The following is a 17,776-nucleotide window of genomic DNA, read 5'->3' on the forward strand; positions in this document are numbered from 1 at the left end:
CGTTTTCAGGGGCGGGGAGTAGAGCTTATCCGGCCGTTACGTGGGAAGTTTCAGCAGCAAACCGCGCGGAGTTGGCAGGAGCAGCGGTGCTCACGTCTGACGCAAGGATTGTCCTATGCATAGAACAATCAGCGCTGCTTTTGCCGGCTAGTGCTCAAGGGCGGGTAGGCTTATGGTGTAGAGACTTTGGAGGTACACCATGAAAAAACTGATCGGTATCTACACCAGCCCCCGCGCCCATTGGGTCGGTGATGGCTTTCCGGTACGCACGCTGTTTTCCTACGACACGATGGGCAAGCACATCAGCCCGTTCCTGTTGCTGGACCACGCTGGCCCGGTCGATTTCACACCTACCGAACAACGTCGCGGCGTCGGCCAGCATCCGCATCGTGGCTTCGAAACCGTAACGATCGTCTACGAAGGTGAGGTCGAGCACCGCGATTCCACTGGCGCAGGCGGCAAAATCGGTCCTGGCGATGTGCAATGGATGACGGCGGCCAAGGGGATTCTCCACGAGGAGTTCCACTCCGAAGCCTTTGCCCGTAGTGGCGGGGCCATGGAGATGGTGCAACTGTGGGTCAACCTGCCGGCCAAGGACAAAATGGCGGATGCTGGTTACCAGACGATCGTGGATGGCGACATTCCTGTGCTGCCATTGGCCAACGATGCCGGGACCCTGCGCCTGATCGCCGGTGATTTCGCCGGTACTCGAGGCCCGGCTCGCACCTTCACGCCGATTGACGTGTGGGACTTGCGCCTTAACGCCGGTAGAACGGTCACCCTGGACCTGCACGCCGGGCGCAACACCGCCTTGGTGATCCTCAGCGGCACGGTGCAGATCAATGGCGAGGAAGTCGCGCGCCAAGGGCAATTGGCATTGTTCGAACGCGACGGTGATCAACTCACCCTGGAGTCCAACGACGACGCCAAGGTGCTGCTGCTCAGCGGTGAGCCCATCGACGAGCCCATCGTTGGTCACGGCCCATTTGTGATGAACACCGAGCAGGAGATCCACCAGGCATTTGCCGACTTCCAGTCGGGCAAGTTCGGGCAAATGCACGCCTGAATGCTTGTCGCATAACCTTTGTGGGCGGGCTTGTTGTGGCGAGCGGGCTTGTCCCGCGTTGGGCTGCGAAGCAGCCCCGCTCTTTGTTTACAAAAAATGGGACTGCTGCGCAGTCCAACGGGAGCAAGCTCCCTCGCCACAGGGGTTTCAGTTTGAAGGGGGCGTGGGGCCTCCCTCACCCCAGCTGGCCCGCGCCTACATTTTTCTTGCGCTATACCCGTCCTCTCGATTTCATGCGATCTTCTGCGCATTCGCCCTGGAGTCGCCTGGATGCCCTCATTTATCGCTGATCACCCGATGCTGTGCGCCTTGGCGCTGATCTTTATCGACATCGCCGTGTGGCGACTCATCTCGGTCAACCTGGCCAACTGGAAACTCGCGGCGCGGTTGGCGATTTTTGCGGTGTTCAGTGCCGTGTTGTTCAACGATGGTATGAACCCCATGCAAGGTGCGCCCTACGCCGGCGACACCACCTTGCACCTGGCCGCCACCGCGCTGCAGATCGGCTGGTGGCTGTTCGCGGCGCGCACCCTGACGGTCTTGCTCGGCACGGTGATGATGCAGCGGGTCGGCCACACCGGGCGCTTGTTGCAAGACCTGATGGGGGCGGTGATCTTCCTGATTGCGATCATTGCCGCCATGGCCTATGTGCTCGACCTGCCGGTCAAGGGCGTGCTCGCCACGTCCGGCGCGGTGGCGATCATCGTCGGCCTGGCATTGCAAAGCACCTTGAGCGACGTGTTTTCCGGGATCGTCCTCAACACCACCAAGCCTTACCAGATCGATGACTGGATCTCCATCGACGGCACCGAAGGCCGCGTCACCGATATCGACTGGCGCGCCACACGGCTGCAAACTTCCCAGGGCAGCATGGCGGTGATTCCCAACTCGCTGGCGGCCAAGGCCAAGATCATCAACTTCTCACGCCCGGCGGACATGTTCGGCCTGGCGGTCAGCCTGCAAGTGAGCCCCCATGCGCGCCCGCAAACGGTGATCGAGGCATTGGAGCGCGCGATGCAGGGATGCCGTCCACTGCTGGCCACGCCGGCCCCCAGCGTGGCGTTCAAGAGTTCGACCAGCAGCGGCACCGAATATGAGATCAGTGGCTTTGTGCCGGCCATGGGGCTCAAGCGCGAGGTGCGCAACCAGCTTTACGACCTGGCTTTCCGGCACCTGCAAGCGGCAGGCGTGGGCCTGCTGTCCGCCACCGAAAGCACTATGCCGCCAGCGCTCACCGGCGCGCGGGCGTTGCTTGAGCGTTCGTCGATCTTCTCGACCCTGCGCCAGGAAGAAAAAGACACCTTCAGCCAAAACATGACCTTGCACACCTACCGTGCCGGCGAGATGATCCTGCCGGCGGGGGAGGTCAGCGATCATCTGTTCATTATCGAGTCCGGCGTGGTCTCGGTGATGTTGATCAAGGACGGGCACAAGTTCGAAGCCGGGCGCATGGGGCCGGGGGAGGTGATTGGCGAGGCGGGGATACTGTCCGACCAGGCGGCGTTGGCGGACTTTACGGCCAAGACGTATTGCACGCTGTACCGTATCGAGAATGAATATTTGAAGCCTTGCCTGGACGCTCGACACGACATTGGCGAGGCGATGAAGGCGCTGTTGGATTTCCGCCTGCACGCCGCCAAGACCCTGACCCAGGACGTCCCGGCGGCGCCGGTGAAAAAGGGCTTCCTGCAGTGGTTGAGGGACCGCGGCCTGTAGATTGGTCACCTGCTCTTCGTCTGAATTGGTTATTTCTCCAGAACGTTCTGGTGGCTACGCTAGCCCCCATTCCCACTGTTCTGGAGCCTCACCATGCAAACCCGTACCGATTTCTACACCGCTTCCCCGGACGCCATGAAAGCCATGCTCGCCCTGGAAGCGGCGGTGGGCAAACTCTCCATCGAATTGCCATTGTTGGAACTGGTGCGCCTGCGCGTCTCGCAAATCAACGGCTGCGCGTTCTGCCTCGACATGCACACCGCCGATGCGCGCAAAGGCGGCGAGACCGAGCGGCGCTTGTACACCCTGTCGGCCTGGCGCGAAACGCCATTTTTCACCCCACGTGAACGCGCCGCCCTGGCCTGGGCCGAAAGCCTGACCCTGCTCAGTCACACCCACGCCCCGGATGAAGATTTCAACGCCCTGGCCGCCGAATTCAGTGCGCAGGAGCAAGTCGACCTGAGCGTGGCCATCGCCACCATCAACAGCTGGAATCGCCTGGCGGTGGGGTTTCGCAAGATGCCCAAGTAAGGCATCAGTTGGCTTTGAAATAACCACGCGGGGTGCTGCCGGTCATGCCTTTGAAAAAGGCGATCAGCGCACTGTCGCTGGCGAAGCCCAGTTCAAAGGCGCAGTAGCCCAGGCTGCGCCCGGTGGCGAGCAGTTCGATCACCCGCATCAGTCGCCACTGTTGGCGCCACTGCTGATACCCCAGGCCGGTCTCCCTGAGAAAAATCCGGCCAATGGTCTTGGTGCTGGCGCCAATGTGCTGTTCCAGTTCCTGCAATGTAGGTGGCAAGCGGTCGAGTTGGGCCAGCAAGGGGGCCAGGCGCTTGTCGCGCGGCAACGGCAGGAGCAGGGGTTGCTCGACCGCGTGGCGGATTTCGTCCAGGCACAGCCCAAGCAAGTGGGCATAGCGGCCGGTGTGCCAATCGGTCTCGAAGGGTGCCATGGCCATCGGTTCCAGTACGGCCCGCAGCAAGGTACTCACTTGGATCACTCGCACCTGCGCGGGTAACTGCCCGGCCAGGGCCGCGCTCACGTATACAGACCGGTAATCCACTGCGTACTGCATCACCGCGCGGTGAGGCAGGCCGCAGGGTATCCAGGCAGCGCGGGTGGGCGGCAGCAGGCACAGCTGAGTGTCCAGCGTGATGCGCGTGCAACCTTGCTGGGTGAACAGCAACTGCCCGCGCTGGTGGTGATGCATGCCGGAGTCGTGATTGCCCAGCACCGCAGCGATGCCGATCACGGGAGCGGCAAACGCGTCGGGATTGAAAGACGCAGTTGCTTCGAGCCAAGCCATGGTTTGTCCGATTTCATGGATAAAATGTCGAAGTCTGGATAATACCCCAGTTGGCGCGCCCTAGAATTCGTCCATTGTTTTATGGATGGACCTGGTGATGAAGTCTGGAAATTTGCTGATGCTGACGATGGCCTTGCTGATGTTCCCGCAATTGGCCCAGACCCTGTACAGCCCGGCCCTGGGCGATATCGGTCGGGTCTTCGCGGTCGTGCCTGAGCGGGCGGGGCAGACCCTGTCGGTGTACTTCCTGGCCTTTGCCTTTGGTGTAGTGGTATGGGGGCGCTTGAGCGATCGTTGGGGGCGGCGGCCCGTGATGCTGATCGGGCTTGGGGTTTATGCAGGCGCTTCGGCGCTGGCCTTGAATGTGACCACATTCAGCGGTTTGTTGCTGGCCCAGGCGTGGGCTGCTTTCGGTGCGGCGGTGGGGTCGGTGGTCACGCAGACCGTGTTGCGTGACCGGTTCCACGGCGCTGGACTGGCCCAGGTGTTTTCGCTGATGGGCATTGCGCTGGCGGCCAGCCCCGCCATCGGGTTATTCAGCGGTGCGAGCCTGGTGGAGTGCTTCGGCTATCGTGGCGTGCTTGGCACATTGCTGCTGCTCGCACTGGGGTTGTGGGCCTGGTGCCTGTGGGCCTTGCCGGAAACACGCCCGGCATCGTTGCCCACGGCCGCCCTTGGCCAGACACTCGGACTGATGCTCAAGGATGCCGGAATCTGGCACTCGGTCGGATTGGTGGCAGCCTTCAATATTGCGCTGTTCAGCTATTACAGCGTGGGGCCGTTTATCTTCGCGCACCTGGGGCGCTCCACTGCCGAGTTCGGCTACAGCGGCGTGCTGCTGGCGTTGGGGGCCGGCCTGGGGGCGTGGCTGAACAAAGCCTTGCTCAAGCGTGGTATCGACAGCGATCAATTGGTGTTTGTCGCTGCTGCAGTGGCGGTGGTGGGGAGCCTGCTGGTACTGGCCCTGCAACACAGCTGGTTATTGGTATGGCCGATGTTGCTGGTGGTGCTGGCATTCGGCATGGCGATACCCAACGTGCTCGGCGGCGCGTTAGTCGACTACCGCGATCGTCTCGGCACTGCCGCCGCCTTGTTTGGCTTGCTGTATTACCTGGTGATTGGTGGCGGGCTGACCCTGGTGGCATGGACCCAGGACCTTGGCTGGAGCCTGTTGGTATGCGGCCTGGCGGCGTTGTGGCTGGCAACGCCGCGGGTCTTCAGAAGTTGACTTGGTCTTGCTCTCTTAGCGCGACGCCTAGCGAATGATTTCGTAAGAAGCCCAAGCAAGTTCATTTCCGATGCCAAGAGCGGTGTTTATCGATAAGCAGCGACTCTGGATGAGAACGCGTTCATAGTTCGTACCGCGTCAATTTTGTTTTCTACGCCTAGGGGCTCACCATCGGGAGTATATCGATGGGGTGTGGAGTAATAGGGAATACCATTACCTCCCATGATGGTTTTGAATGGCGTGTAACCCTGGTCGAAGGAGGTGCTTGCTCCACCGTGCTCAACCCCCATGTTATGTCCGAGCTCATGGCGCATGACGATGGTCGGGGCGTCGATACTGCCGACAGCGACCATATTGCGTGCACTCGCTTTGAGATATGCCTGTCCCGCGTAGTTGTTTTCAGTTCCCTCGTAATAAATCCCGTCTGCCTTAAGGGTGTTTCTTGAGTTTTGAATGCCAGGGTCTTCCCTTAAGGCTGCCAATGGGTGTATCAGCTTGGTCCAGCTGGGGGCCGCCTTGACTTCTTTTATGGCAGTGCTGCGAAATCTGAAATTGGCCCCTGAGTTTTCGAGGGCTTCATTGGTAAGGTGTAGCCCCTCTGTCAGCCGGGATACCATTTTTTCCGCGCCCAGTCTCTCTCTCGCCTTGTCGCTGTACAGCAGTAAGAGATCAATAGTGACAGTTTCTTTGTTCAGCTTACCTTTTTCATCAGCTTTGAACGCGATGATTTCATTCGGTCTGATAAGGTGATCGGAGGATGCGTTAATTGTAAAAGGTTGTTCCGACTTTGAACGCACGATGACTCTGCTGCCGGGAACTGCGCTGGCAGGTAACTTTAGGGGATGCCCCCAATCCTTTGTATTAACATCGATGATCGTTTTTGGCTTGGTCAGTGGGGGGACCCGTGCATCACTCAACTGCTTCGCCGAGTAATGGCTTTGTGGGGCGCTCATCACTTCCCATTTGCTATTTTGCTTAAGGTACATGAGTTCATATTTGTCGCCAGCCTCGACCTGCATAGCGCTCGGGTTGTTAATGTTCAAGCTGTCTATGTGGACTGGTTTATTCGAGGTTGAGGTTATCACCACGCGGTCGCGATCGTGGGCATGAGGGGGTAACACCAAATTATCCGGGCTGTTGGTGGCGCTCATTGTGACCAGTGTTTTTGAACCTGATAATTTAATGAGTTGCTTTTCATTGAGACCAGGTTCTGGGGTGACGGGTTTTGTTGGCGTGCTGGGCAGCACAGGGCCGGTGGTGGTCGTGGTCACTTTGGGCGGCTGCTCAAGAGTCCATTGTGCCTGGCTGGCTGAGTATCGAAAGATATGGCGTTCGTCTTTATTGATTGTATGAGGGCCTGCAGGGAAAAGATGTGCGCCATTTATAGTTGTACCCTTGGCGGCCGACGACGACAGAATGATCAAATCATTATCCCTGGCCTTCTGGGGTAGTGTGAGAGAGGGGATCCAGTTGTGATGGGATATGGAAAAAATGTGATAGGGGGTTGTGTGTCAGGAATCAGGCCGCCCGTATCGAATGGGGAGATATAACTGACATTCTGTCCGCCGATCAGCCACTGTTTTTTCTGGCTGCTGTAGAAGAACAGGTGCGGTATGTCAGTGGGTAGTTCGACTTCCGGAGGGATATTGGTTCTTTTAATATCTAGGCCGTGCTTGTGTGCGAGACGAAGTGAGGTTTTAATTCTGTCATTGTTCTGAGGCCCGTGAGGTTCGGGCTCTGTTTTTTCATTCATGATGCGGGCGGGATCAGGGTTGTAGGATTTGATGTATTGAGAAGTTGTGTGTGATGTAATCATGTTCATAGAGTCCAGCTCTCTTGCTTGTGTTGGTTGTTGGCGGTTTTTCTTCGCAGTAAGTGTATCTTCGAGAGCTGGATGTAATAGAGGGTTTTTGTGTTTTTATATTTCGCTATTTTGAATGGGGGCGTTCGGGGTATGGTGAACTGGTGTCGAATGAGTGCCACCGTCATACTATTTGTTAAATATATGTGACGGTGGATAGGGTTGATTCATGAGTGCGGAGAATGTTTTTTACTTGTCAGGCATTTGAGTTAATAAAACACTAGTGTTCGCAGCCTGCACTGGGGTCAGAAACTCACTGACGCACTCAAGCGCGCCGTCAACGGTGCGCCCTGGAACAGGTAATCATCGCCCATGTATTCACCAGCGTCGCGCCAGTAGCGCTTGTCGAACAGGTTGTCGACGCTCAGGCGAAACACGGTTTCATAGCCATCGACCTTGGTGGTGTAACGGCTGCCCACATTGACCACCGCGTAATCACCCACCTCCACGTTGCCGCTGCGGTTGGCGTACTTCTTGGCGCTGTATTGCACACCGCCCAACACCGCCAGGCCATTGACCCACGGCAGTGCATAATCGGCGTACACACTGGCGCGCAGCTTGGGCACGTTGATTGCCTGGTGGCCTTCGTAGTCCGGCGTGCCGCTGTTGTTCACCCGGGCGCGAATCGCCGCTACGCTGGTGGCGATTTGCAGGCGGTCGGTGGCCCAGCCGTTGGCGGACAGTTCCAGACCGGTATTCTTTTGCTGGCCCTGTTGCACGTAGGTGAACGTGCCGTCGTCCTCCGGCTTGGCGTACTGGTAAGCCTGGCGCGTCTGGAACACGGCAGCGGCAAAGCTGATGCGGCGCCAGTCGTATTTCACCCCGGCTTCGATTTGCCGTGAGGTGGTGGGGGCCAGGGTTTCGCTCGCATTGTTCGCAAACCAAGGCGCCGTGCCGCCCAACGACAAGCCCTTGCTGTAGCGGGTGTAGAGCGAAACGTTGTCCACCGGTTTGTAGATCAGCGCAGCCTGGGGCAGGAATACGTATTGCTGGGTATGGCGGGTTTCGTCGCCATTTTCGTCGAAGGCTGTTTCATCCAGACGCACTTCGCGCCCGCCCAGGATGGTTTGCCATTGCTCGTTGAAGCGAATGCGGTCGGTGACGAACAGGCCGTACTGGCGGCTGTCGAGGTTGTGATGGCTGTCGTTCAGCGGCTTGTCGGTGGGCGGGAAGCTTGGCGCATCGTCATTGATATTGCCGCTGCCGAGGTACTCGTTGAGCGCTTCGCGCTTGTCGATCACCCGGCGAAACGCGCTGGTACCAAAGGTCAGTTCATGGCCTAGGCCGGCGGTGTCGAACAAACCGGTCATGGCCGCTTGGACTTCGTCGTCGCGACGGGTGTCGTCGGGGCTGCGGTAGTCGTAGATGCCGTAGTCACCCTCTGGGGTAAAGTAATTGCCAAGGCCATTAGTGTCCCCACCCCAGGCAAACGAGCTGTAGTCATCGATCACCACTTTGCTGCGTGCGGCGCTGATGTTGCCTTTCCACTGATCGCTGAAGCGGTATTCGAACTTGCCGTTGAGGTTCAGCGAGTCAATACCCACCTGCTTGCCGCCAGTCTGATGCCCCAGCAGTTTTTTCGGTGAGGCGTCGTGGGGCACCTGGGTGCCGCCCAGCAACTGGTAGCCCGGCACCGAGCGCTGTTGTTTGTTCTGGTATTCCGCATCCAGTTGCAGCACCGCGTCGGGGCTGATGTTCCAGTCGAAGGCCAGGGACAGGAAATCGCGTTGGCCATTGGCATGCTCCACGTAGGAGTGCAGGTCCTCATGAGCCACGTTGGCGCGCAGGCCAAATTGCTGCTCACTGCCAAACCAGCCGCCGACATCCGTGGCGATATAACCACTGCCGCGATCATCGGTGGAGACGGTCACCGAGCGCACGTCCTCCGGGCGCTTGGTCACGTAGTTGATCACGCCGCCGGGCTCGGAAATCCCGCTTTGCAAAGCCGCCAGGCCCTTGAGCACTTCCACCTGCTGCTTGTTTTCCAGGGCCACGTTCTGCTCCCCGGTGATGGTGCGCCCGTTGATCTTGTAACTGCTCGCCGCATTCAACGAGAAGCCGCGCACCACGAAGTTTTCGTAATAGCCAATCGGCGCGTAGCTGTCGCCGACCGACGCGTCGTTGCGCAGCACTTCGCTGAGCAAGCGTGCCTGCTGGTCCTTGATCTGCGCGGCGTTGATCACCGTGATCGAGGCCGGGGTGTCCAGCAGCGGCGCCTCGTTGAAGCCACCGACCGAGGCGGTGTCTGCGCGATAGCCGGACTCGTCCTGGCCCTGTACCTGCACCGTCGGCAGTTCAATCTGCGCCGCCCAACTGTTGCCGATACCGCCGCTGAGCAGCAGGCCGAGGGCGAAACGTGTACTGACGACGGGACGAAAACGCAAAACCATGGGGCAGGGCCTTAAAGCGCAGTTTGGGGGGCGCATAAGCTAGGGGTATGTGCGGGGTTTTACAAGGTGCTGGGTAAGCACTCGGCCTAATGTGGGAGGGGATTGCTCCCGATAGCGGTGGATCAGTCAGCTTATTCTCAGCTGACCCACTACCATCGGGAGCAAGCCCCCTCCCACATTTTTACGGTGCTGTGTCAGGACAATTGGGTGCAAACTGCCTGCAATAGCAACCGCCGCCGGCAAAGCCAGCACCTTCAATAACAGACACACAGCAGATCAAAGTGTGGGAGGGGGCTTGCTCCCGATGGCGGTGGGTCAGTCAGCTTATCCTCAGCTGTCCCACTGAAATCGGGAGCAAGCCCCCTCCCACATTTTTTACTGTGGTGTGTCAGGGCTATTGGGTGAACAGCCAGTACAAGCCAGCACCTTCAATAACAGACACACAGCAGATCCAAGTGTGGGAGGGGGCTTGCTCCCGATAGCGGTGGTGAAGTCAGCTTATCCTCAGCTGACCGCCATCGGGAGCAAGCCCCCTTCTACAGGTTGAGCGTATTTCAACCGTGACGCTTGAGGGTTTCGCTGGGCAGTTCCTGGAACAACGCCCGATAGCTGTTGGAAAACCGCCCCAAATGCCAGAACGACCAATTCATCGCCACCTCGGCCACGGTGGTGCCAGCACTGCTCAACAGCTCCCGTCGCGCCCCATTCAAGCGGCGCAAGCGTAACCACTGCGCCGGGCTCATCCCGGTGTAGGTCTTGAAGCCTTGTTGTAATTGACGCAACGGCACACCGGCAATGTGCGCCAGTTCCAGCAGATTGATGGTTTCATCCGGCGCCTGCGCCGCCCATTCGCCAATGCGCGCCATCAGCCGGCGTTCTTCGCTGCGGCGCAGTAATGAGCTGCGGTCCAGGCAGACGCAGGCGTTATCGAGGATAAACAGGCAGTCATCCAGCAACTGCTGGGTGAGAGCATCGCGGCTGATGGGGTCGGTGAGGGTCGACAAGCGCGTCAGCGTGCCACTGAGCCAGCGGGTGAACAGTGCGTTCTGCTGGCACGTCAGCGGTGCCATGAACAACCCTTCCAGTTTTGCCACATCCAGGCCATGGCGCTGCACGAACTGCGGGCCGAAGACCACGGCCACTTCGCGGTAGTTTTCCGGGGTGATCCAGGTGTTGCGGCTTTCGCCATTGAGCATGTACAGCGCGTTATCGCTGCCGTCGAAACAGAACGCCAGGGAACCGGGCGGTGCATTGAAGTGCTGTTCCACGCGGGTGTTCATGCACTCTTCGTACACCTGCACGCCTTGCAGGTCGAGGTAGCGCACCCGCCCGGAAAAATGCCCGGGGGACATCTGTTGGTATTGCTGTACCCAGCCGGGTGTCGCATTGCATTGAGCGGCCACATCACCGGTGGTGAAAGCCTGTACGCGCAAAGCGGGTGCCTGTGTCATGGGGTGATCCGTGCGCACTCTATTGGTGCGTTGTGTTGCGTACAAAGTGGATAGATGCCTTTGCAAGGCTGGCCCAAGATAGACCTCAATGCGCCGGGAGTACAAGCCGGCGTCGTATCCCACCCAAGACGAGGTCCTTATGAACGCCCCCTTCGATCAGCTGTCCGCCTGGCTGAAAGAACACAAGATTACCGAAGTCGAATGCGTGATCAGTGACTTGACTGGCATCGCACGCGGCAAGATTGCGCCCACCAACAAGTTCCTGCATGAGCGAGGCATGCGCCTGCCGGAAAGTGTGCTGCTGCAAACGGTAACCGGGGACTTTGTCGACGACGATGTCTACTACGACCTGCTCGACCCGGCTGATATCGACATGATTTGCCGGCCGGTGGCCAACGCCACCTACGTGGTGCCATGGGCCATCGAACCGACGGCCATCGTGATCCACGACACCTTCGACAAACAGGGCCGCCCGATCGAGTTGTCGCCGCGCAACGTGCTGAAAAAAGTCCTGCAGCTGTACACCGAGCAGGGCTGGCAGCCGATTGTCGCGCCCGAAATGGAGTTCTACCTGACCCAGCGTTGCGAAGACCCCGACCTGCCGCTGAAAACCCCTGTGGGCCGCTCCGGCCGTGCCGAAACCGGGCGCCAGTCGTTTTCCATCGATGCGGCCAACGAGTTCGACCCGCTGTTCGAAGACGTCTACGACTGGTGCGAAGCCCAGGGCCTGGACCTCGATACGTTGATCCACGAAGACGGCCCGGCGCAGATGGAGATCAACTTCCGGCATGGCGACGCGCTCGACCTGGCCGACCAGATCACCGTGTTCAAGCGTACCCTGCGTGAGGCCGCGCTCAAGCACAACGTGGCCGCCACCTTCATGGCCAAACCCGTGGCCGATGAGCCAGGCAGCGCCATGCACTTGCACCAGAGCGTGGTGGACATCGCCACCGGCAAACCCGTTTTCGTCGATGCCGACGGCAAGATGAGCACGTTGTTTTTGCATCACATCGGTGGTTTGCAGAAATACATCCCCAAGCTGCTGCCGATGTTTGCGCCCAACGTGAACTCGTTCCGCCGCTTCCTGCCGGACACCTCGGCACCCGTCAACGTCGAATGGGGCGAAGAAAACCGCACCGTCGGCCTGCGTGTGCCCACCTCCAGCCCGGACGCGATGCGCGTGGAAAACCGCCTGCCGGGTGCCGATGCCAACCCGTACCTGGCCATCGCCGCCAGCCTGTTGTGCGGCTACCTGGGCATGATCGAACAGATTGAACCCAGCGCGCCGGTGGAAGGCCGCGCTTATGAGCGGCGTAACCTGCGCCTGCCGTTCACCCTCGAAGATGCGCTGGCACGCATGGAGGACTGCGACACGGTCAAGCAATACCTGGGCGACAAATTCGTGCGTGGCTACGTCGCGGTCAAGCGCGCCGAGCATGAGAATTTCAAGCGGGTGATCAGTTCCTGGGAGCGTGAGTTCCTGCTGTTGAGCGTCTAAAACCATCATAAAAAAAGGGTGTCGACATGCGTCTTGTGAGCAAACTTCTCCCGCTGGCCCTTGTGGCAGCATTCAGCAGCACCAGCGAAGCGGCACAAACGGTGAGTGTCTACAACTGGACCGACTATATCGGCGAGACCACCTTGGCCGATTTCCAGGCCAAGACGGGGATCAAGGTGATCTATGACGTGTTCGACTCCAACGAAACCCTGGAGGGCAAGTTGCTGGCCGGGCGCACCGGCTATGACGTGGTGGTGCCGTCCAACCATTTCCTGGCACGCCAGGTAAAGGCCGGGGCGTTCCTCACGCTCGACCGCGCGCAGTTACCCAATTTCAAGAACCTCGACCCCAAGCTGCTCAAGCTGCTGGAGAAAAACGACCCGGGCAACGCGCACTCGGTGCCGTACTTGTGGGGCACCAACGGCATCGGCTACAACGTCGACAAGGTCAAGCAGGTGCTGGGTATCGACCACGTCGACTCGTGGGCGGTGCTGTTCGAACCGGAGAACATCAAGAAGCTCAACCAGTGCGGCGTCGCCTTCCTGGACTCGGCGGATGAACTGTTCCCGGCGATCCTCAACTACCTGGGCAAAGACCCGCGCAGTGAGAACCCCGAAGATTACCAGCAGGCCGAAGCCAAGCTGCTGACACTGCGGCCTTACATCACTTACTTCCATTCCTCCAAGTACATTTCGGACCTGGCCAACGGCGATATCTGCGTGGCCTTTGGTTATTCGGGCGATGTGTTCCAGGCCGCCAATCGCGCCAAGGAAGCCAAGAACGGCGTGAATATCGCTTACTCGATTCCCAAGGAGGGCGCCAACCTGTGGTTCGACCTGCTGGCTATCCCAGCGGACGCGAGCAACCCGAAAGAAGCCCACGCCTTTATCAACTACCTGCTCGACCCGCAGGTGATCGCCAAGGTCAGTGCCTCGGTGGGGTATGCCAACGCCAACCCGGCGGCCAAACCGTTTATGGCCCCGGAGTTGGTGGACAACCCCGAGGTGTACCCGTCCCAGGCGGTACTCGACAAACTCTACATTTCCACCACGCCGACCCCGGCGACCATGCGCCTGATGACCCGCGCCTGGAGCAAAGTGAAGACCAATAAATGATTCAATCCAACGACCATGCCCAGTCCTATTACCGGGCCTCGGCCCACGCCCTGCCTGAGCGTCCATCGCTGGGTGCAGACCTGAATGCCGATGTGTGTGTGGTCGGCGGTGGGTTCACTGGGGTCAATACCGCCATTGAGTTGGCCCAGCGCGGGCTCTCGGTGATCCTGCTGGAGGCCCGGCGCATTGGCTGGGGCGCCAGCGGGCGCAACGGCGGGCAGTTGATTCGGGGGATCGGCCATGATCTCTCGGGGTTTGCCAAGTCTGTGGGCGAGGAGGGCGTGCGTTACCTGGAACGGGCCGGGATTGACTCGGTGGCGCTGGTGGGCGAGCGCATTGCTCAGCACCGCATTGACTGCGATTTGCGCTGGGGCTTTTGCGAGCTGGCCAATACCCCGGCGCAGTTCGCGGCGTTCAAGGGGGAACAGGAGCACTTGGCGGCGCTGGGCTATGCCCCTGAGACCCGCTTGGTGGGCCCACGGGCGATGCGCGAGGTGGTCGACTCGAGCGTGTATGTCGGTGGCCTGGTGGACATGGGTTCCGGCCACTTGCACCCGTTGAACCTGGTGTTGGGCGAGGCACAGGTCGCCGAGTCGCTGGGGGTGCGGATTTTTGAACACACCCCCGTGCTGGCGTTGGTCCATGGCGACACGGTCCAGGTACGTTGTGCCGGCGGTACGGTGCGCGCCAACCACCTGGTGCTGGCCTGCAATGCGCATCTGGATGAACTGGAGCCGCGCCTGAGCGGCAAGGTGCTGCCGGCCGGCAGTTACATCATCGCCACCGAGCCGTTATCGCAGGCCGTGGCCCAGTCCTTGATCCCGCAGAACCTGGCGTTGTGTGACCAGAAAGTCGGGCTGGATTACTACCGGCTTTCCGCTGATCGCCGCCTGTTGTTTGGGGGCGCCTGCCATTACTCGGGGCGCGATCCCCAGGACATCGCCGCGTATATGCGGCCCAAAATGCTCAAGGTCTTCCCGCAGTTGGCGAACACTGCCATCGCGTTCCAGTGGGGGGGCAAGATCGGGATCACGGCCAACCGCTTTCCCCAGGTGGGGCGGTTGAAGCAGTACCCGAATGTATTCTATGCCCAGGGTTACTCCGGCCATGGGCTCAACGTGACCCATTGGTGCGCGCGGCTGCTGGCCGAAGGCATTCACGCAGGCACAAGCCCGGGCCTGGATATTTTCAGCCAGGTGCCGCACATGACGTTTCCGGGCGGCAAGGCGTTGCGCTCACCGCTGTTGGCGCTGGGGATGCTTTGGTACCGCTTGCGCGAGAGGCTGGGCTGATCAGCTTTGCGGTTCGGTCAGCACCTTCCTGAAGGTTTCCACCAGCGGCCGCAGGTTGATCCGGTGCCACGCGGCCCACAGTGGCGTGGTGTAAGTCAGCCACGGCAATTCGCGCAACACCACGCCGGGCGGTGCGTTGCGGTTCAAGCCTTTTTGTACCATGGCCACGCCGAGCCCCGAGGCGACCAGGCCCAAGGCGGTAAACGGCTCGCTGGCTTCCATGGGAATCTGCGGGGTGAACCCGGCGCGGATGCAGGCGGCGACAAAATCATCGGCCGGGTGGGCGCCCGGTTTGCGCTGCACACCGATCCAGTGTTGTTCGGCCAGGTCGTCGGGCAGCAAGCGTTTTTGTTGGGCGAGGGGGTGATGTTCCGGCAATGCCAGTAGCATCGGATCGTCGAGCACCTGCAAGGCGCTCAGGTCCGGGTCATCGGCGGCCGGTGGCTCGCCTACCAGGGCGATGTCCAGGCTGCGTTGGCGCAGGCCCTCCAATTGTTCCAGGGATGGCAGGTTGTACAGCTTGATGTGCACGGCGGGTCGGTCGTCGCGTAAGACGCGCAGTGCGTTGGGCAGTACGCCGGCATGCATGGCGTTCTCGATGTAGCCGATGCACAAACCGCCTTCTTCACCCCGGCCCAGGCGCTTACCCAGTGACTCCAGGCGGTTGGCATGGGTGAGCAGGGCCTTGGTTTCGGCGAGAAACGTCTGGCCGTCGCGAGTCAGGCGGATACGCTGCTGGCTGCGCTCGAACAGGGTCAGGCCCAGGCGTTCTTCGAGTTGGGCGATCTGCCGGCTCAGGGGCGATTGGGAAATATGCAAGCGCTCGGCAGCGCGGCCGACGTGTTCTTCTTCGGCCACGACTTCGAAGTAGCGCAGTTGGCGTAGATCAATCATGTAAGACCTCGCAGGACTTAAGTTGGTCGCAGTATGTCTTGGACGGTCCGACCTGTGCAATCTAGGATCTTCCCAACGGTCACAGCGACCTTGAACCGATTGAGGATTGCTCCATGAGTTTGAAACACACATTGCCCGGCGGCGCGCACCTCGGGTTCCCGCAAGCCGGCCCGGTGATCGTCGCCAAGGTCGAGCAGATCAAGGCGATTGCCCAGGCGTTTGGCGTGAGCGTGAAAGCGGCTGCGTTGCAGTTTTCCCCGGCGCACCCGGCGGTGGCGGCGGTGATTCCGGGTGCCAGTCGTCCGGGGCGGACTGCCGAAGACGTTGCGGCGTTGTCAGAGAAGATTCCAGCAGCCTTCTGGCAGGCATTGCGCGAGGCCCGAGTGATTTCGGACCGTGCTCCTTTGCCTCTCTAACGTAAGGAACGCAATGATGAACATTGATGTGAGCGGCAAAGTAGCCATCGTCAGCGGCAGCACAGCGGGTATTGGCCTGGGTATCAGCCAGGCCCTGGCGCAATCCGGAGCTACGGTGGTGGTCATCGGGCGGGACGCGGTCAAGGTCGATGACGCACTGGCGAGCATTCGCCAAGCAGTTCCCGGCGCTGACCTGCGCGGGCTGGTCGCCGACCTTGGCACCGCAGAGGGCGCCGCGACGTTGTTCGCCGCCGAACCGTGTGCCGACATCCTGGTCAACAACCTGGGCATTTTCGACGCCGTGGACTTCTTCGACGCGCCGGACAGCGAGTGGACGCGCTTCTATGAGGTCAATGTGATCTCCGGTGTGCGCCTGGCGCGGCATTATGTGCCGGGCATGGTCGGGCAGGGCTGGGGCCGGGTGATCTTTGTGTCGTCGGAATCCGGTGTGGCCACGCCGGCCGATATGATCAATTACGGTGTGACCAAAAGCGCCAACCTGGCGGTGTCCCATGGACTGGCCAAGCGCCTGGCGGGCACTGGCGTGACGGTCAATGCGATCTTGCCGGGGCCGACGTTTACCGACGGCCTGGAGCAGATGCTCAAGGACGCCACCGCCCAGTCCGGGCGCAGTGCCCGTGACGAAGCGGATGTGTTTGTGCGTAACGCGCGGCCCACCTCGATCATCCAGCGCGCGGCCAATGTGGATGAAGTGGCGAACCTGGTGGCGTACATTGCTTCACCTCTGTCTTCTGCAACCACCGGTGCCGCATTGCGGGTCGACGGCGGTGTGGTCGACAGCATGGCCATCTGAATTCTTTTCCCCTGTTTGGAGTATTGATCGTGGCAACAGCTTCTTCTGTGATTGAAATCCCGGTCTCGGCCGATCAGGTCTGGCAGTTGGTTGGTGGCTTCAACAGCCTGCCGGACTGGTTGCCGTTGATCGCCAAGAGCGAGCCCAGCGAAGGCGGGCGCGTGCGTCACCTGCAAACCGCCGACGGTGGTGTGGTGGTGGAGCGTTTGCAGACCTTCGATAACGTGGCACGGACCTACAGCTACACCATCGTGCAGTCGCCTTTCCCGGTGAGTGCCTACCTGGCGACCTTGCAGGTTGAAGCCCTGAGTGATGCCTCGGCGAAAGTGACCTGGTCCAGCGTATTTACCCCGGCAGCGGGGACCACGGATGCGGCAGCAGAGGAGTTATTTAACGGGGTATACAGCGGTGGGCTAGAGGCGCTGCGCGCCAACTTCCCAGACTGATCGCTCCGTCAAATGTAGGAGCTGTCGAGCCCCGGCGAGGCTGCGAAGGGATCACCTCGGTATGCCTGCCAGACCGCAGCGCCTGCATCGCAGCCTCGCTAAAGCTCGACAGCTCCTACATGAAGCTTGTTTCCTGGAGTGCGCCAGAGTCGTCACGGCCTACTTCAACTAACAGGCCAAGCGCATCGTACGAAGCTCCCTGTAGGAGCTGTCGAGCCCCAGCGAGGCTGCGAAGGAATCACCTCGGTATGCCTGCCAGACCGCAGCGCCTGCATCGCAGCCT

The 17,776-nt window shown here is 60.2% G+C and carries 15 protein-coding genes and 1 pseudogene; 10 read left to right on the forward strand and 6 right to left on the reverse strand.

The features are described 5' to 3' along the window. The first annotated feature begins 199 nt into the window (after positions 1 to 199). From M5B43_RS26655 to M5B43_RS26665, 3 genes are all read left to right on the forward strand, one after another. Positions 200 to 1,066, forward strand: a complete 867-nt coding sequence (locus M5B43_RS26655; RefSeq protein WP_248752866.1) for a pirin family protein — start codon at positions 200 to 202, stop codon at positions 1,064 to 1,066. Between the two features lie 270 nt (positions 1,067 to 1,336). Next, positions 1,337 to 2,782 carry a mechanosensitive ion channel family protein gene (locus M5B43_RS26660; RefSeq protein ID WP_248752867.1) on the forward strand — a complete coding sequence of 482 codons (1,446 nt, stop codon included), beginning with the start codon at positions 1,337 to 1,339 and terminating at the stop codon, positions 2,780 to 2,782. 93 nt (positions 2,783 to 2,875) lie between these two features. After that, the gene (locus M5B43_RS26665; protein WP_248752868.1) at positions 2,876 to 3,313 is read left to right on the forward strand and encodes a carboxymuconolactone decarboxylase family protein; all 438 of its coding nucleotides are present in this window, start codon (positions 2,876 to 2,878) and stop codon (positions 3,311 to 3,313) included. A gap of 4 nt (positions 3,314 to 3,317) precedes the next feature. On the opposite strand, the gene M5B43_RS26670 is transcribed toward M5B43_RS26665, so the two are convergent. Continuing rightward, positions 3,318 to 4,088 carry a helix-turn-helix transcriptional regulator gene (locus M5B43_RS26670; protein ID WP_248752869.1) on the reverse strand — a complete coding sequence of 257 codons (771 nt, stop codon included), beginning with the start codon at positions 4,086 to 4,088 and terminating at the stop codon, positions 3,318 to 3,320. Positions 4,089 to 4,185: 97 nt separating this feature from the next. On the opposite strand from M5B43_RS26670, the gene M5B43_RS26675 reads away from it, so the two are divergent. Further along, complete coding sequence (locus tag M5B43_RS26675; protein ID WP_248752870.1) at positions 4,186 to 5,316, forward strand: MFS transporter; 1,131 nt, start codon at positions 4,186 to 4,188, stop codon at positions 5,314 to 5,316. An 86-nt stretch (positions 5,317 to 5,402) separates the two neighbouring features. On the opposite strand, the gene M5B43_RS26680 is transcribed toward M5B43_RS26675, so the two are convergent. The 4 genes from M5B43_RS26680 to M5B43_RS26695 all read right to left on the reverse strand — a co-directional run bounded on the left by M5B43_RS26680 (position 5,403) and on the right by M5B43_RS26695 (position 11,018). Further along, positions 5,403 to 6,809, reverse strand: coding sequence for a hypothetical protein (locus M5B43_RS26680; protein WP_349292386.1), 1,407 nt, complete (start codon positions 6,807 to 6,809; stop codon positions 5,403 to 5,405). Beyond that, on the reverse strand, positions 6,737 to 7,138 hold the full coding sequence (locus tag M5B43_RS26685; protein WP_248752872.1) for a hypothetical protein: 402 nt from the start codon (positions 7,136 to 7,138) through the stop codon (positions 6,737 to 6,739). The genes M5B43_RS26680 and M5B43_RS26685 overlap by 73 nt, the downstream gene beginning before the upstream one ends. 284 nt (positions 7,139 to 7,422) lie before the next feature. Then, positions 7,423 to 9,567, reverse strand: a complete 2,145-nt coding sequence (locus tag M5B43_RS26690) for a TonB-dependent siderophore receptor (protein WP_248752873.1) — start codon at positions 9,565 to 9,567, stop codon at positions 7,423 to 7,425. 554 nt (positions 9,568 to 10,121) lie between these two features. Further along, entirely contained in the window at positions 10,122 to 11,018 is an 897-nt protein-coding gene (locus M5B43_RS26695) for a helix-turn-helix domain-containing protein (RefSeq protein ID WP_248752874.1), read from the reverse strand. 139 nt (positions 11,019 to 11,157) lie between these two features. Between M5B43_RS26695 and M5B43_RS26700 the strand changes: the two genes are divergently transcribed. From M5B43_RS26700 to M5B43_RS26710, 3 genes are read left to right on the forward strand one after another with little or no spacing between them, the layout of a single operon-like run. Further along, a complete protein-coding gene (locus M5B43_RS26700) occupies positions 11,158 to 12,516 on the forward strand; it encodes a glutamine synthetase family protein (RefSeq protein WP_248752875.1) in 1,359 nt (452 codons plus the stop codon). Between the two features lie 26 nt (positions 12,517 to 12,542). Continuing rightward, on the forward strand, positions 12,543 to 13,631 hold the full coding sequence (locus tag M5B43_RS26705) for a polyamine ABC transporter substrate-binding protein (RefSeq protein WP_248752876.1): 1,089 nt from the start codon (positions 12,543 to 12,545) through the stop codon (positions 13,629 to 13,631). Beyond that, on the forward strand, positions 13,628 to 14,923 hold the full coding sequence (locus tag M5B43_RS26710) for an FAD-binding oxidoreductase (RefSeq protein ID WP_248752877.1): 1,296 nt from the start codon (positions 13,628 to 13,630) through the stop codon (positions 14,921 to 14,923). The genes M5B43_RS26705 and M5B43_RS26710 overlap by 4 nt, the downstream gene beginning before the upstream one ends. On the opposite strand, the gene M5B43_RS26715 is transcribed toward M5B43_RS26710, so the two are convergent. Then, on the reverse strand, positions 14,924 to 15,817 hold the full coding sequence (locus M5B43_RS26715) for a LysR substrate-binding domain-containing protein (protein WP_248752878.1): 894 nt from the start codon (positions 15,815 to 15,817) through the stop codon (positions 14,924 to 14,926). Positions 15,818 to 15,948: 131 nt separating this feature from the next. On the opposite strand from M5B43_RS26715, the pseudogene M5B43_RS26720 reads away from it, so the two are divergent. The 3 genes and pseudogenes from M5B43_RS26720 to M5B43_RS26730 form a co-directional block, all read left to right on the forward strand. Next, positions 15,949 to 16,233 (forward strand): annotated as a pseudogene (locus tag M5B43_RS26720) (aldo/keto reductase); the annotation flags it as partial. A gap of 16 nt (positions 16,234 to 16,249) precedes the next feature. Further along, complete coding sequence (locus M5B43_RS26725) at positions 16,250 to 17,047, forward strand: SDR family oxidoreductase (protein WP_248752879.1); 798 nt, start codon at positions 16,250 to 16,252, stop codon at positions 17,045 to 17,047. 29 nt (positions 17,048 to 17,076) lie between these two features. After that, positions 17,077 to 17,493 carry an SRPBCC family protein gene (locus M5B43_RS26730; protein WP_248752880.1) on the forward strand — a complete coding sequence of 139 codons (417 nt, stop codon included), beginning with the start codon at positions 17,077 to 17,079 and terminating at the stop codon, positions 17,491 to 17,493. Positions 17,494 to 17,776: the final 283 nt, after the last annotated feature.

The organism is Pseudomonas sp. MWU15-20650 (genome assembly GCF_023242475.1).
GTDB lineage: Bacteria > Pseudomonadota > Gammaproteobacteria > Pseudomonadales > Pseudomonadaceae > Aquipseudomonas.